Annotated in this window: 10 protein-coding genes and 1 pseudogene; all 11 read right to left on the reverse strand. The window is 53.3% G+C overall.

Annotation, left to right across the window (positions count from 1 at the left end):
• Nucleotides 1-21: 21 nt before the first annotated feature.
• A complete protein-coding gene (locus PSTEL_RS21195) occupies nt 22-495 on the reverse strand; it encodes a hypothetical protein (RefSeq protein WP_038698421.1) in 474 nt (157 codons plus the stop codon).
• A 21-nt stretch (nt 496-516) separates the two neighbouring features.
• A complete protein-coding gene (locus PSTEL_RS21200; protein ID WP_038698423.1) occupies nt 517-939 on the reverse strand; it encodes a VOC family protein in 423 nt (140 codons plus the stop codon).
• A gap of 235 nt (nt 940-1,174) precedes the next feature.
• Nucleotides 1,175-1,525, reverse strand: coding sequence for a VOC family protein (locus PSTEL_RS21210; RefSeq protein WP_038698427.1), 351 nt, complete (start codon nt 1,523-1,525; stop codon nt 1,175-1,177).
• 28 nt (nt 1,526-1,553) lie between these two features.
• Nucleotides 1,554-2,030, reverse strand: a complete 477-nt coding sequence (gene lepB, locus PSTEL_RS21215) for a signal peptidase I (protein WP_038698429.1) — start codon at nt 2,028-2,030, stop codon at nt 1,554-1,556.
• 26 nt (nt 2,031-2,056) lie between these two features.
• Complete coding sequence (locus PSTEL_RS21220) at nt 2,057-2,578, reverse strand: hypothetical protein (RefSeq protein ID WP_038698431.1); 522 nt, start codon at nt 2,576-2,578, stop codon at nt 2,057-2,059.
• Between the two features lie 27 nt (nt 2,579-2,605).
• A complete protein-coding gene (locus tag PSTEL_RS21225; protein ID WP_038698433.1) occupies nt 2,606-3,214 on the reverse strand; it encodes a class I SAM-dependent methyltransferase in 609 nt (202 codons plus the stop codon).
• Between the two features lie 47 nt (nt 3,215-3,261).
• The gene (locus tag PSTEL_RS21230) at nt 3,262-3,750 is read right to left on the reverse strand and encodes a cysteine hydrolase family protein (protein WP_342666526.1); all 489 of its coding nucleotides are present in this window, start codon (nt 3,748-3,750) and stop codon (nt 3,262-3,264) included.
• A gap of 37 nt (nt 3,751-3,787) precedes the next feature.
• Entirely contained in the window at nt 3,788-4,135 is a 348-nt protein-coding gene (locus tag PSTEL_RS21235) for a DUF3139 domain-containing protein (protein WP_245625001.1), read from the reverse strand.
• Nucleotides 4,136-4,450: 315 nt separating this feature from the next.
• Nucleotides 4,451-9,316: an S-layer homology domain-containing protein gene (locus tag PSTEL_RS21240; protein WP_425415285.1), complete on the reverse strand. Its 4,866-nt coding sequence runs from the start codon at nt 9,314-9,316 to the stop codon at nt 4,451-4,453.
• A gap of 636 nt (nt 9,317-9,952) precedes the next feature.
• Nucleotides 9,953-10,408 (reverse strand): annotated as a pseudogene (locus PSTEL_RS29005) (lamin tail domain-containing protein); the annotation flags it as partial.
• A 388-nt stretch (nt 10,409-10,796) separates the two neighbouring features.
• A complete protein-coding gene (locus tag PSTEL_RS27245) occupies nt 10,797-15,320 on the reverse strand; it encodes a fibronectin type III domain-containing protein (protein ID WP_084065241.1) in 4,524 nt (1,507 codons plus the stop codon).
• Nucleotides 15,321-15,373: the final 53 nt, after the last annotated feature.

The following is a 15,373-nucleotide window of genomic DNA, read 5'->3' on the forward strand; positions in this document are numbered from 1 at the left end:
AATCTCCCCTCCTGCAAACTATCATTTTTTTCTGTCACCTCCTATTTGCCGGTACATATGGAGGCTGGCCGGGATATGTCCGGCTCCCAGTATCAGGCTGCTGATCAGCAGCAATGGGGAATGCAGAAAGAGCGAGGCGCTTATGAAAAAAAGAACAGGCGCAACAGCCATAGGAACGGGCAGCCCGCCCATCGGGAGAAAGAGCAGACTCCATTCCCTCCCGCCTGCCAAATATCTGGCCCAACCGGCATAATATAACAGCAGGAAGACGATCATACCGGATAAGAAGAAGGTTTCATACAGATTGAACTGCGGAGCAGCGGAGAAAATGGGAGTTATCATCACCCCTGCCCTCCCCGCGCCTTCAACAATTTTATACAAGAGGCTCCTTGGAGAATCCGTAAGTTTTGGAACGTTCGCAGCCGGCCAAAAGGCATATAGCAAGTTGGGCAGCAGCACGGCGGCGGGAATCAGCAGGTTTCCAAATTCAATCATGGCAGCGTATCCTCCTGCCTGCTACTTCATCCGCTTCATGATGGGATGATCCTCATTAAGCTGGAGCAAATCCCACTGATTGCCGTACAAGTCCTTGAATACCGCAACCATTCCATAAGGCTGTTCTTTTGGCTCGCGGACAAATTCAATGCCTTTGGCAACCATATCGTTATAATCCCGCCAGAAATCATCACTGTTCAGAAACAAAAACACTCTCCCGCCCGTCTGATTCCCGATAAAAGGCTCCTGCTCCGGCTTCGAGGCTCTTGCAAGCAGAATCGTCGTTCCTACGGAACCGGGAGGCGAGATAACAACCCAGCGTTTGTCCTGCTCGGGCTGGTAAATATCCTCGACCAATACGAAATTCAGCTTCTGTGTATAGAATTCGATGGCCTCATCGTAATCTTTGACGACAAGCGCGATGTGGACGATGGATTGAATCATGGTTCATTTCCTTTCTGCGTAAAAAGTATGCTGCCGCTCCAGTTCAGGACAGGCTTGCCCTGCTGAATGAAGAATTTTAGGAGATATTTTCGAATTATGCTGCTGGTGAAGACATAATGGATTGCTGCAGTCTTCGACTTTTTCGGCTTATATCCGAGCTGCATCGCATATTCGGCAATTTCCGCGAACAATGCTCTGTCCTCCGGGGACAGGTTGGTATAGAAGGGGTCAAGGGTCAGCATTTGCACATCATCAGATGATTGCCGTCAGGGTCTCTAAAGTTAAACCAGTGGTTGTTCTCAATTTCCGTCGTGAGCTCTACATCCCTGCTATTCATATACTCGTAAGCTTGCTCAATATCCTCTGTATTAAAATGAAAAGCCGGGACCTGAAAGAGATTCTCTTCCGAATAAATCCGGCTGTCCAGCACCAGATTCATTCCTTGTAGAGGAATTACATAGAGATGGCCGAATAAAATCTCGCCACGCTCCGGCAGACCCAGCAGATCGCTGTACCAATCACGCGCCTTCTCAATGTCTCGGACCGGGATAAAGACCGCGCCGATTTGATGCAGAATCGGATTCATTGAAACTCCTCCTTATGGTGCCTATTCTCTATGGATGCCAGTTTTGAGCAACCTTCCCGATAATTTGATCCTCAGGGATGGCTCCCAGCATCCGGCTGTCCACGCTGTCGCCGCGGTTGTCGCCCAATACAAATACGCTGTTCTCCGGAATTTTCATTTCCTCCATATCGCCATTGGGGCTGTCCGGGTCGGCCGGGTCTTGCAGATACGTTTCCTTAAGCGGAGCGCCGTTGATGTACAGGACATTTCCGGCCAGCTTGATTCTTTCTCCAGGCAAGCCTACAATCCGCTTAATAAATGTGACATCCTCGGAAGGCTCATTAAATACAATAAGGTCGCCCCGCTCAAAGTCATGGTTCGAGTAGTATTGGGTGTCTACAGTGAGACGCTCTCCCGCTGAAATCGTCGGCTCCATCGACGGCCCGTCCGCAATATAGTGCTTGTAGGCTGAATGGTCTCCAATCCCCGAAACCAGCAGCATGAACAAGATCAGAATATACGGCATGTCCTTGCTCCTTTATTGTTGGAATGTTATAGATTCAGTGAGGCAATCGTTGTAAAAATCCGGGAGTATACATCCTTGATGTTGGCATCATTAAGCTTATCGTTATAGAGCCCGTATCCCCAATATTTACCCTTGTCGCCCGTTTGATAATACCCGGTGGCATACATATCTGCAGACAGATCAGGGACATCCTGATAAGCCAGGTCTTCATGGACAAATGGAATGTAGGACTTCTTGGACCCGATGAAGAAAAAGGGGATGCCGCCCTCTTGATACAGCTTCGCATACTCAGGTGAGTCGGCTTCCGCCAAATGATCCTCCGTAATAATCACCGCATCGATCTCGGACTTATCCCGGCTGTTCTGGAGTGAAGTGAAAGTGACTTCCTTCCATTTAACTGTATATGCAGCTTCTCTTACCTTCGGGGGATTTCCAATTACGCCGATGACCAGCCTTTTTCCTTCATAGCGCGGCGTATCGACGCTGTCTGAGCTGCAGCCCGAAAGCGCCAAGCCAGCGGCGAGCAAGAAGATACAGATTTTTTTCAAGTACAACCCTCCTGTGCAGTCAAGCGTTCAGCCTCTCTTTTTCGCCGGCACCTCCCACACGATCTTTCCTTTGAAATACCGGTCCATAGGATACTCCAGGCAGGTCATCTTCTCCCACAGGTCATTGCCGAAATAATAATCAACCTGTTCCCTGTCAAAATACCGGCGCATTAAACCTCCGACTTCTATGTAATATCCGGTGTAAACCGGCAGCGATCGGATGGAATTCAGCCTGCAGAGCAGCAGTCCCCCCTCCTCCAGCACTCTATGAATGTCCCGCACAATCCGAAACGTATCCGCCTCATCGAAATAGTGCAGGGACAAATCCGCGATGACAAGAGGAAAGCTCCCGTCAGCAAAAGAAAGACCCTCCAGCATATTAAGCCTTTTGGTCTCCGCCTCGGGCACAAAAGCGCGCAGCTTCTCCAAAGCAACCTCAGACTGATCGCAGCAAAGGACCTTGTGTCCACGCTCGGTCAAATATTTCGCATTATTTCCGATGCCGCAGCCCAAATCCAGAATAGTTCTTCCGCTGCATCGATCCAGCTCTTCCTTATATTTGTCCAGCCAGTCATCATAATGAGGCTCCAGACCTGACCTGCCGAACGCCTGGTTCCAGAATTCGTTGGGATTCATCACAACAGCCCGGCTCCTTTCCAATCCTGTCTCGGATTAATCGCCGCTTAAATCAAGAACTCGACAACAGGATAGGAAATGACATTGCGGTCCCGGTAAGTTGCGTCAACAGCATCGCTATGAGTGCTGAGAACGCCATTTTGCAGAATAACAGGTCTGAACCCTCTTTCTTCCGCTCCATTATAGGTAAACAGCACGCACTGCTCAGCCGCGAATCCCGCGATAATGACCAACCTTACCCCGTGACGGGCCAGAACCTGCTCCAGCTCCGTGTTCCAGAACGCATTCCCGCTCTCCTTGGCTACCCTCAGGTCCGAATCGTACACGTGAACCTCCGGAATCACCGCATACAGCTCCCGGTTATCCTCCGTCATCCCCTCGACATCCTGCACATGAATTACAACTTGATTCTTCGAACGAAGCTGCCCGGCGACATAGTTGATGTACTCGCAGGCCCGGTTTATTTTTCGCTCATCCACTTGGTCCTGTACGTGCACGGACTGCATATCCACAATCAGCAATGCTATTTTCATCATAGCCCTCATTTCCAGTTCTTGAAGTATTGGAGTAAATTTAGAATGGGATGTAATGCTTCAAATCCTTTTCCTTAAAATCATGATCCCTGCCTTCCGGAGTCAGCCGATAGCCGAACTGATGCACCTCATTATGGGCAAAATAGATATATTCCACATGAGGCTCATCCTTAAACGTAACAACAGCGAAAAATGACGGCAGCTTGATCCCCCATATTCCCCGAACCGATTGAATTTCTTCTTTCCGGTAATGCTCTTGTTCCAGCAGATAGGCCTTAACCTTGTGCGCATAAATAAGCTTGTTTCCCTGGACATATACGATTGGCGTCATGACCAGAACCGCGAGCAGGATTCCGATCGATATTCGAACAATCTTCTCTCTCCTCATCCTCCGCCCCATTCCCTGAATCTGAAGCACCGTCTGCCATGCCAGGAATTGCTTCGGGATTGCTTCCGTTTTCTTGAGCTCTCTTACTTGAGCACTGACCTATGTAAGCGTCTATACTGAGGATTTTACCATGATATGGAACGGTCCGGTAGACTCAACTGGCTATGGAAAAAGTTAACAGCCTCCGCCGCCCCATACCGTGTTCTTCCTCGGGTATGCGGCAGCGTGAGGCTGCAAGCAGCGGCGCACTGATGTAACGCGCCGCCGGTCAAGTATAGACAGCGCCCTCAGGTCCGGCGCTTATTGGATAGCCGTTTACTGCTGCTTCAGATCCAGCATTCTCGACAGCATGGCCGCCGCTTCCGCGCGGGAGACCTTCGCTTTCGGCAGGAAGCGGGAACCGTCCACGCCGTTGATCAGGCCAAGCGACCGGGCGGTGCGGATTGAAGCTGCGGCCCATTGGGAAGCCGAGCCCATGTCGGTGAAGTCGGCTGCGGCGCTAGCGGACGAGCTTGCTTGAGCGCCGGTGGACAATGCATGCAGCTTCGTCAGCATGACCGCCGCCTCTTCCCGGGTGATGGAATCGCCCGGCCGGAAGCTGCCGCCGTAGCCCTGGATCAGGCCGAGCTCGGCGGCCTTGGCGACATAACCGGCGTAGTACGCAGATGCCGGCACGTCGGTGAATGATGTGCCTGCCGCCGGGCTGCTGTATCCGAGCAGCTTCACGGCCAGCACGGCAAAGTCGGCCCGCGTGATGCTGCGGCTTGGCGCGAACAGCTTGTCCGACACGCCGGTGACCACATGCTTGGCAGCCAGACGCTGCACATCGCGATTCGCCCAATGACCCTGCAGATCGTTGAACTGCTTGCGGTAATCAAGCACGGCGAAGGTCGAGAAATGGCTCGTGCCGAAGGTCACAGTGCCATCTGCGAACGTTCCTCCCATATACTGCGCGGAAGAACCATTAATATAGTAGACACCTGCATAGTCCTGATCAAGACCGGCATTCTGCTGCTGCGTCAGTCCCGCCGTTACGGTGACCGGCGCGGCGAACGAAGTCAGCCGGGTCTCTTCCGTTCCATTCCGCAGCGTCAGGGTGAAGGTGTAGCCCGCGCCGTTCGCGGACAGCGCCGGATCGGCTCCGGTTGCGGCGCTTGTCTCCGCCTGAAGCTGCGCGGCGGTCAAGGCGCGGATCGTCAGCGTGACCGTCTGCGCATCCTGCGCCTGCCGAAGCACGGCACTCGGCAGCTCGACCGATGTGTTTCCGGCGAAGACCTTCAGCGATGCCTGCCGCTGCTGCACGGCCTGCACGCCGGCGCCGTCGAGACGCAGCACCATGTCGCTTCCAGCTGCGGGTTCCGCCGGGATGTGGACTTCAACCGCTGATGCACCGTTCAACTGGCCTGCCGCTTTCGACAAGGCATCTGCCCCGGCGATGTACACGCCGTTCTCCAGCACCGGCACCACGACAGCCGATCCGGCGGTAGCGGAAGGTGACGGCGATGCCACCGGAGCCTGGCTTGGCACCGGCTCAGGTGTCGGGGTAGCAGTCGGTCCGGTCGAAGGCTGCGGACTTTCCGTCGGCGTAACCGGATTGATTTCGCCGGTTGTGAACGACCAGATGTCGGACAGCGTTCTGCCGCCATATTCGTCCTCAGCCGTGGCATACCATTCATAGCGGGTCTGCGGAGACAATCCGCTCCAGACGGCGCTGGCTGTCTCGCCGCTGGCTACATTCGGCTTCTCGCCAACCTTGATGTCTGTATACACATTCACGCCGAAATAATCGGTTGAGACTTCTTTCGTCTGCGGCTGCAGATCAAGGTCGATCACAAATTCATCTTTGCCGGGATCCTGCTCCGGTTTGTAGAAATTGTATTCTTTAAGATAAGGCGAATACGTCTGTACGTAAATTTTATTATGGGCGGCATCGACCTTCAGCAGACGGATGTACCCCAGACCGCCTTCGGGCGCACCCTGATAGTCGGCCAGCATTTGATAGACGTTGCGGTCATTGACGCCGTCGCCGTCATCGTCGATCCCGTCGACGAGCAGCTCCGAGTCATGGTAATGGCCGCTTAGGGTTGCAATAACATTCTTGTTCGGCATGACGACCCGCTCGAACACCTTGTCGGCGATCGGAGCGCGGTTGCCGGAGACGAGCAAATATTCATGCATGCAGATGATGGCTTTACGGTTCGGATACTTTTGCAGAACCTCGTTCATCCAGTCGATCTCGTCGTCTCCCAGTCCCCAGCCCATATACAGCATAATATAATCGTTGCCGCCAGCAGAGATCAGATCATAGTGTCCCATGTTGTTCTTGTAGGATTCTCCGTAATACGGCTGATCCTTGAACCGGTCTTCCCCATAATGCGTCCAATAGTAGCTGTAATCGCCGTACTGATGATCGACGTCATGGTTGCCAGCCAGCACGCCATAAGGCAGTCCGGCATCTTCCAGCACCTTCATGTTCTGGTTGGCAACGTCCCACTCGTAGGCCTGATCGGCGTCATCGACGATGTCGCCGGTGTGGAACACATACTTGATGTTCAACTCATCCTTCTTCGCAGCGATCCAGTTGACAATGTCTTCATATATATGTGGATAGCTCTCCGCATAATACTGCGTATCGGACATCCAGACGAATGAATAATCGAACGGCACGGATTCTTGCGGCGCTGCTTCCTTGGGCGCAATTTTGTCCTGAACCATCAGGTGAATCGTATTGCCTTCACGATAGTCGCCAGCAGCTACGGAAGACTTCAGCTCAAAATCCTCAATTCCGGCAATCTTGTACACCAGCGATTTCCAGGCGCCTTCGGCAGGGCTCCAGGCATACAGCGATACCTTCCGGCCTTCGAGCGAGTGTCCCTGCCAAGCGATCTCCACGAGATCGGTGTCTTTGACAAGCGGATTCAGATTAATGTCGAACCGGTGATACGGGAACGCCTCGGTAGAGTCCTCCGTGAGATAGTCGCCGTCCGCCTTCGCAATCTTCGCATAATCGCTGCCGGTCAGCGCGCTCTCGCCGCCAGGGGTCAGCGATTTCGGCGGCTCGGTATCGGCCGCGCCTTTGAAGGCCGTAATGGAGGCCAGGTTCGACGCATCATGCTTGAAGCCCCGGTAGAAGGACACATTCAGCTTATCCTGCAGCGGATCACTTACCTTCACCGCCAGCTCCGCGCTGGATGTCAATCCGGTCGCCCCCTCCCCGGGAGATACCAGCTCCGGTTTATTCGGCAGCTCATCCGGAACCGAGAAGCCGATCTCGCTCGTACCGGTGTTGCCGGCGAGGTCGCTCGCCTCAATCTTCAGATGATGCTGTCCCCCGGTCAGCAGATACGACGCTGTGGCGTAAGGCAGCTTGATCGGCTTGTCATCCAGCCATGCCTTCACGGTGCCCACTCCGGCTATCGCATCGGTTACTGCCGCATCAATTGTGAATGCTCCGCGGTATTCGCGGCCTTCTTCCACGCTTGACTTAACGGCAGGCGCCGTATTGTCCACCTGGAATGCAGAGGTTACGGCTGGTTCGCCTGCCCGCTCAACTGCCAACGTATGTCCGCCGTCCGCCAGTTGGTGGGTATCGAGCTTGTATGTGGCCGAAGACAGCTTGTCATCAGGAAGAACGAAGCTGAAATCCACGAACTCGTTCTTTCCCGCGGAATCGCCCATCTGAATTTCCTGATTCGGATTCGCGAACCTGGAGTCGTAGATTTCCGTTCCGTCAGCCAGTACCAATCTTACATTGCGGACAGTGAAATCATCCTTGTTCTCCTCGGCGCGGTCATCAAAAGGAGAGGTCTTTGATCCTGCCCGAATCGAAATGGTATTCGCACCAGTCTTCAGACGCTCCGCTTCAATCGGCACCGTCAGCGTCGTGTACTGATCAATCGGGTCCTGGAAAGTGTAGAGAATCTCCTGGCCGATCGTGACGCCATTTTTAAAGTAGTAATTGACTGCGGAAGCGTCAAAAGCAAAGTAGGCGTTATTCTCAAGCGAAGCGTAAGTCCCCTGAAGCGCCTTTCCGTCCAGCGACAGCTTCAGATCCGACGGAGAACCCTGCTCAGCCGTAGCCTTCAGCAGCTTCTCACCGGAGAGAATGTCCCCGTCCTTCACATTCAGACGCAGGGGCGCCGTATCTCTGCCGCCCGTTATCACCAGACGGTACTTGTCCGAAGTCGTCTCGAAAGTCCCGTCCGACACCGTGAAGTAATACTCGATATAATCCCGGCCGATCAGGTCCGGGGAGAACAGCTTGTAATGATACATGCCGTCATTATAGCTCTCGGCCAAGTAACGCTTCGTGTACTCGCTCTGCAGGTTGCTCCGGTAATATACCGCAACCGACTTGATGCCTGCGTCATCCTGAGCGTCGGCGACAAGCTCGAAGTCCTTGCCCTGATCGGTCTCACCGGAAGCCGTCAGATTGGCAACCGTCGGTGCAGTCAGATCGTCCGGGACATGCACCTTCGTCGCCGGCACCTGAAGCGGATCGACCGTTCCAGGTGTAGCTGGCAGCAGTCCGGCGCTGGTCTTGATCATCTGAGTTGTGCCGTCAGTAGGCGCCTTATAGAAAATGCCCTTATTCGCAACGGTCTCCCCATCGTTGTCGTAGGAAGCGACGGCAATTTCCTTGCGTGTATTGGTCGCGATAACCAGAGCCCGTCCTCCGCCATTGGCCATACCGGCGCTGTATATGCGGAAGATGTTCTCATTCTCTACAAGTTGTGTGCCGTAATTCGCGTTGAAGTCGGCAACTGTACTGCTGCCATTGGCGGAATTGATCACCCAGAAGACGATTGTCTGGCCCGATTTGATGAGAATGTCCTCACGATCAGTCGGCCAGATAACATCGGCATCCGGTCCCGAAGCGGTGTAGCGGTACATCAGCTTATAGTCTTTCAGGTTGATGTCGCGATCACTGTTGTTATACAGCTCGACGAATTCGTAGCCGTCTGCGCTGCCGATATTGGTGGAATCAGGCACCAGTTCGGTAATAAGCAGACGCGGCGCTTTGGTATCATCGCCTCCCTGAACTGTGACCGCTACGGAATAATTCGGCGTAACCGCCAGTTGCTTGCCATCGCTGGCTTCGATCCGGTATTCCAGCTCAGCGGATGTAAGCTCTAATGATGGAATAACCGCGCTATACCGGCTGCCAACGCTCTGTGCCATGACCAGTTTGCGGTATTCGCCCTGTCCGCCGAGACGATAATAGACCGCCGCCGTTACTGTAGGCTGCTCATCCGTAATCTCGGCTTCAATTGTCAGGTTCTGGCGCGAATCGGCTGATGTCACTGGCTGATGGACGATAACCGGCGGCTGATCCGCTACCTCTCCGACGGCAACAGTGTACGGTTGCGTATCTACGGTATGCTCCGAATCCCGCGCTTCAATGTAGTAGGTCAGCTCATTGCCATGGAGCGCTGAACCCGGGATGACAGCGCTGAACGCGCGTTCCCCGTTCGCATTCATCGGAACCCACTCGAAGTCGGTTCCACCGGCTTTGTAATAGACGTCTCCCGTAACCGTCTCCGATGCATAGACGGAACCGATGACGGAAGCATCCGGATTGACAATGGATGCGCTGATTGCGAGATTCTCTGAAGGCGCAGCGTTCTTCACCGGCTGATGCGAAATATAGGGCGGCAGATTGTCCTCGCCCGACAGCATAAACAGCTGTCCGGCCTGGGCTCTGCCCGGCGTCGGCGGACTTTGGACGGCGAACTTCGCCTCATCCGATCCGCTTGCTCCAGGCATATACTGAACGCCCAGACCGGCCCCGATATCCGCTTTCAAGTATGCGGCCGAGGCGATTTCGGTTCCGTCGGCGCGGCGAACGGCAATCGCCCGGTTGCCACTGTTGTAGAACCCGTCGAACCCGGTCAGCTGAATGACATCGAGATCGCTGAGCGCCGTTCCGAACTTGGCATTAAAGTCGGCAAGCGTCTTTGGAGCGGTCGTATTAATATTATTCCAGACTACCAGCAGCCTTCCGGGGCCAATCGTGGCCGCAGGCAAATTCAATTGCGCATCCGGCTTGCTGTTATCCGTATACCGATACAGCAGCTTATACTGGCTCAGATCAAGCGGCGAATCGGATGCATTGAACAATTCAAAGAACTCAAAATCATCCGTTCCCGAATTATCGGGATGAATTTCCGTTATGTACAGCTCGGGCCCTGCCTGCTGTGCTGGCTCCGCCTGGACGGTTGCTGGCATAACCAGCGTTCCCATTGCCAAGCTAAGCGCCATCACTCCTGACATGATCCGGCTGGCGGTTCTTTTGCCGATCCGTCTCCAAGACTTACTTCGCGTGCTCTCCAACTTCCCTTCACTCCCCAGTGTGATAGATTCTCGCTGCCTGAATATCCCTACGGACTGCAACGCATAAATTTTAATATAAAGGTGGAATGTTAAATCTATCCGGTCAGAAGGTTAATGCTGTGAAAAGAAAAGCTATATTCAGAGCGAGCGACTGGGGTGCGTGTGTGGTGATGATGCGCTGGAACTACAGCATTGGCCGCAACGATTGCAGAATATGAGGGGGCCGAGGCTTGGAAGTTTCTATGTTCTGATATCAAAAAAACAAAGACTGCCGGGAAAATTCCCGACAGTCTCCACCGCTCGTCTCTTTTGGAGATTAGCGACTGTACTAGAAATTCAATTTGAAGTTGGTGATCTCCAGGGTTCCAGCCGCTGCTGTCTCGCCGGCACCGGTGTATACCTTGTACTCAATACCCCGGATATCCGTCAGCTTGGACACGGCCGCGCTGTTCACCCACTCGGTAAGCGCAGATTTCCAGATCGGAGAATTGAAGTCGTAAGTGACATCCACACTCTCTCCGGGAGCAATGATTCTCTCGAACGAAGGATCAGTTGCCGTCTGGCCGCCTGTCTCTTCCCATGTCCAGTTAGTGCCGACTCTCAGAACCAGGGATACATGGATGGGAGACGTTCCCTTATTGGTCAAAGTGCTCGAGAGACTGGCATACTTCGACCAGTCATCTCCGATGCCAAGTCCTGTTTTGGTCTCGGTTCCCACACCGGCCGCCTTCGTATCGCTCAATGTAGAAGCGTAATTAACGAAGATGGTCTCGCCATTGAGTCCGCTCGATACGTTCGCCGTAAAGGAAGACTCTACGAAGGTCCAAGGATAATAACTTGCCGTCTTCGGACGGTTCATTTCGGCAATGGTCGAAGCGTAGGCATCCGCGGCCAGATCGAAGCTGATCGTATGCAACTGGAGGCTTCCTTCAACACCGCCGCTTCCGCCTTGAACCCGCAGGATGATCCGGTTAACGTCTTTGTTGACAAGTCCGGTCAAAGGTACCGTTACCATGGTTGTGGTCTTCGCCGGAATTTTGACGTATTGTCCAAGCTCTACCCATTTCCAGTCACCGTCTTTAACAATCGGCTGCAATTGGATCTCGACAGCGTTCGGATTGGTTACGATCAGGTTCATGTTGGAATATGTGCTCCAGTCCACTGTCGGAACCGGGTCAACTTGGAAGCTTGGATAATTCTCCGTCTTCAGGTTAAAGGTCATGTTCAAGCCGCCGTTATCAAGCGGTGTAAGCTGAGCAACCGTGCCTGCGGCTGGTTTGTCGGCGCCATTGATACCGACATACCAGGTCGAATAATCAGCGATGATTCCCGGATCAATCTCCGGCAGCTGAGTTGGGTCGCCTGTAGTTACCGTTACCGCGTTGCTGGCATCCGACAGGTTGCCCGAATCATCGAACGCCTTCACAGTGAACGTATAAGCTGTGCTGCTCTCAAGGCCCGATACGATCAGGCGGGTGGCATCGGTCGTGCCGACTTTGACCCCGTCCTGATACACATAGTATCCGGTTACACCAACATTGTCCGTAGATGCTGTCCAGGTCAGAGTAGCGGTCGTGATCGCCGGAACTACGGCCAATCCGGCCGGAGCTGTAGGCGCCGTATGATCATTGCTGTCCGCTGTCGTAACGATGACCGCGTTGCTAGCTGCGGATGCATTGCCTGCGGCGTCAATGGCCTTCACCGTAAAGGTGTAAGCTGTGTTGGCCTTCAGTCCTGTCACGGTATAGCTGTTCGTCGGACTAATGGCAACCAGATTGCCATTTTGATAGACGTTGTAGCCGGTTACGGCAACATTGTCTGTCGAAGCTCCCCATGTCAGTGCGACCGAGGAGTAAGAAGGCGAAGTGCCTGCAAGGGCCGTAGGTACTGTAGGCGCCTCGGTATCCGTCGGGACATCGTCATACACTGTGCAGATTTTGGAAGTTGCCTTGATTCCATATGTTCCGTTAATGATAGCCTGGCCTTGCTCGGTCAAGCTCGTTCCAGCCCAGTCGTTGGCCATGTCGAGATATGCAAGATCAGTGCTGTTGCCCTTCCAGGACCATCCGAGATAGCCTACGCTCTTCTCTTGGGAGTAACTCATAATGGTAGCTTCATCAACATCACCGTTCGTGTGCTTGATTCCGAACTCGCCAATGACCACGGCCAGATTCTTGTTCAGCACATTGTCGATGTTGCTCTTGACTGTTGTTGCATCGCCTCCGGCATATTCATACATATGAATCGAGAACATCGTATTTTTGAGCGGGTCCGCATTAAATACCTGTGTTCCGTAATCAGAGATCGATTTCGGGTACTGTCCCCATCCGGCGGCATCAACCATGATGGTATTCTTGATCCCCGCATTACGAAGCTTGGGAATAACGGATTTGTATCCGTCTGCCCAGCCAGCGCCATCCCACGGGCCGTACCATTCGTTCGCGATATTAAGGATGACCGTCTTCTCTTTCCCGATCAGCGCGCTCTTCATTTCGATCCAGTAATTAGCGGCATTTTCTAAATCTGATGCGCTTTCCGATCCTGTTGCGTCATGAACTTCCAGAATGACGATCAGCTTGTTCTGTTCGGACAAGGTGATCAGGTTCTGAATAGCGGCCAAGCTGTCCTTGGTCCACTGTTGACCGTTCGAGAGCACAATTCTGATCGTATTCGCTTTGGTTGCGGCAATTGCCGGAATAGCAACCGACTCTTGGCCCTTATACCAATTGTAAGCGTGATTGATTCCTCTCATGACAAATGGATTGCCATTAGCGTCATAGAGCGTGTTGCCGCTGATGTAGAAACCATCATGCGGCGAATTAGCACTGGTCGTAACCTGCAGCGCGCTGCTGGCCGCCGATGTATTGCCTGCTGCGTCCTTGGCCTTTACCGTGAAGGTGTATGCCGTACTTGCAGCCAGACCGGTTACGGTATAGCTCGTCGTTGTGCTGGTGCCTGCCAGCGTCTGGCCATTGTAGATTTCATAGCCCGTTACGCCAACATTGTCCGTCGAAGCAGTCCAGCTAAGGCTAACCGTTGTAGCCGTCTTTGAGGCAGCGGTTACATTTGTCGGAGCCGTAGGGGCCGTAGTATCTGTAGACGGAGGATTCGTTGTAACTTGTACCGCGCTGCTGGCCGCCGACACATTGCCCGCTGCGTCCTTGGCTTTGACCGTGAAGGTGTATGCCGTGCTCGCAGTCAGACCGGTTACCGTATAGCTCGTCGTTGTGCTGGTGCCTGCCAGAGTCGAACCATTGTAAACTTCATACCCTGTTACACCGACATTGTCCGTCGAAGCAGTCCAGCTCAGGCTAACCGTTGTAGCCGTCTTCGAGGCAGCGGTTACATTTGTCGGAGCCGTTGGGGCCGTTGTATCGACAGAAGGAGGATTCGTCGTAACTTGTACCGCGCTGCTGGCTGCCGATACATTGCCCGCCGCGTCCTTGGCTTTGACCGTAAAGCTGTACGCCATGCTCGCGGTCAGACCTGTTACCGTATAGCTCGTTGTTGTGCTGGTGCCTGCCAGCACCGAGCCATTGTAGATTTCATAGCCCGTTACGCCGACATTGTCTGTCGAAGCGGTCCAACTGAGGCTGACCGTCGTATCCGTCTTCGAAGCGGCGGTTACGCTCGATGGTGCAGTAGGAGCGGTGTTATCCGCATCTTCAACAACTGTAAATTTCCATTTCTGCTGCGCATTTCCGTTGTCGGTCCATAGTTGAACATTGGCTCCGTCAGCGGTAGAACCGCCTGCTACATCCAGAACTTTACCGCTGGATTTGGCGATCAGTTTATAATAGCCGCCACCGATGTCAACAATCTTCCACATTTGACTTGTTGAACCATTGTCAGTCAATTGCTGCACATTTCCTCCATCTGCTGTGGAGCCTTGTGCTACATCCAGAGCCTTGCCGCTGGACTGTACAATCAATTTATAGTAGCCGTCTCCGACGCTGACAACTCTCCATTTCTGTTGTGCATTGCCATTGTCGGTCCACTGCTGCACATTTGCGCCATCAGCGGTTGATCCCCCGGCCACATCCAGATTTTTACCGCTGTGCTGCGCCGTAAGCTTGTACACAGTTCCCGAAATAATGTTGGATTCGGAGGCACTCGTCGTAACGCTTACCGAGTTGCTTGCCGCCGATACATTGCCCGCAGCATCTCTCGCTTTGACCGTGAAGTTATACAGCGTGCTCGCTGTCAGGCCTGTAACAAGATAAGTGGTCGTTGAACTCGAACCTACAAGCGTTGTTCCCTCGTAGATATCATAGCCAATTACGCCTGTGTCATCAGTCGAAGCGGTCCAGGCCAGAGTTGCTGTCGTATCCGACTTGCTGGTGCTTGCCAGGTTGGTCGGAGCCGTCGGAGCTGTGAGATCGCTGGAATCAGCTTTAAGTACTTCGAACTCCCAGAGCGAGTATCCATAATTGGTCGATCTCTGTGTTCCATACATTCTTACATATCTTGCGTTATTCGTCGCAAAAGAAATATTGTCGATGCCTCCATCACCTTCCGTGGTGGCATAAACGGTAGTCCAGGTCGTATTATCAGTTGAAACTTGAATTTGGTACGCCTTCGCGTATGCAACTTCCCAATTCAGCTTTACTCCGTTAACGGGAGTGACTGCGCCAAGATCGACGCTGATCCACTGCGGATCGGAATAGACTGATGACCATCTTGTCGATGAGTCCCCGTCCACCGCCATTTGAGGCGTCTTACCGGAATCTTCAGTCGAGCTCGCGGTGACGGATTGATTAAGAGCCGCATTCGTTGCAGCGCTTACATAGAGAGTCGGCATCATGCCGATAACCATCATCACCATGAGCAAGCTAATAAAACCCTTCTTCATATACGAACCTCCAAGATTATTTGTTTGTTCTTGGTATATCCCTTACGCATATT

Source organism: Paenibacillus stellifer, from assembly GCF_000758685.1.
In the GTDB taxonomy this organism is placed as follows: Bacteria; Bacillota; Bacilli; order Paenibacillales; family Paenibacillaceae; genus Paenibacillus_AQ; species Paenibacillus_AQ stellifer.

Bases quoted from the DNA above. Each gene is read 5' to 3' on its own strand.
- PSTEL_RS21195 (WP_038698421.1), bottom strand. From the start codon at position 495: ATGATTGAATTTGGAAACCTGCTGATTCCCGCCGCCGTGCTGCTGCCC.
- PSTEL_RS21200 (WP_038698423.1), bottom strand. From the start codon at position 939: ATGATTCAATCCATCGTCCACATCGCGCTTGTCGTCAAAGATTACGAT.
- PSTEL_RS21210 (WP_038698427.1), bottom strand. From the start codon at position 1,525: ATGAATCCGATTCTGCATCAAATCGGCGCGGTCTTTATCCCGGTCCGA.
- lepB (WP_038698429.1), bottom strand. From the start codon at position 2,030: ATGCCGTATATTCTGATCTTGTTCATGCTGCTGGTTTCGGGGATTGGA.
- PSTEL_RS21225 (WP_038698433.1), bottom strand. From the start codon at position 3,214: ATGAATCCCAACGAATTCTGGAACCAGGCGTTCGGCAGGTCAGGTCTG.
- PSTEL_RS21230 (WP_342666526.1), bottom strand. From the start codon at position 3,750: ATGATGAAAATAGCATTGCTGATTGTGGATATGCAGTCCGTGCACGTA.
- PSTEL_RS21235 (WP_245625001.1), bottom strand. From the start codon at position 4,135: ATGAGGAGAGAGAAGATTGTTCGAATATCGATCGGAATCCTGCTCGCG.
- PSTEL_RS21240 (WP_425415285.1), bottom strand. From the start codon at position 9,316: ATGGCACAGAGCGTTGGCAGCCGGTATAGCGCGGTTATTCCATCATTA.
- PSTEL_RS27245 (WP_084065241.1), bottom strand. From the start codon at position 15,320: ATGAAGAAGGGTTTTATTAGCTTGCTCATGGTGATGATGGTTATCGGC.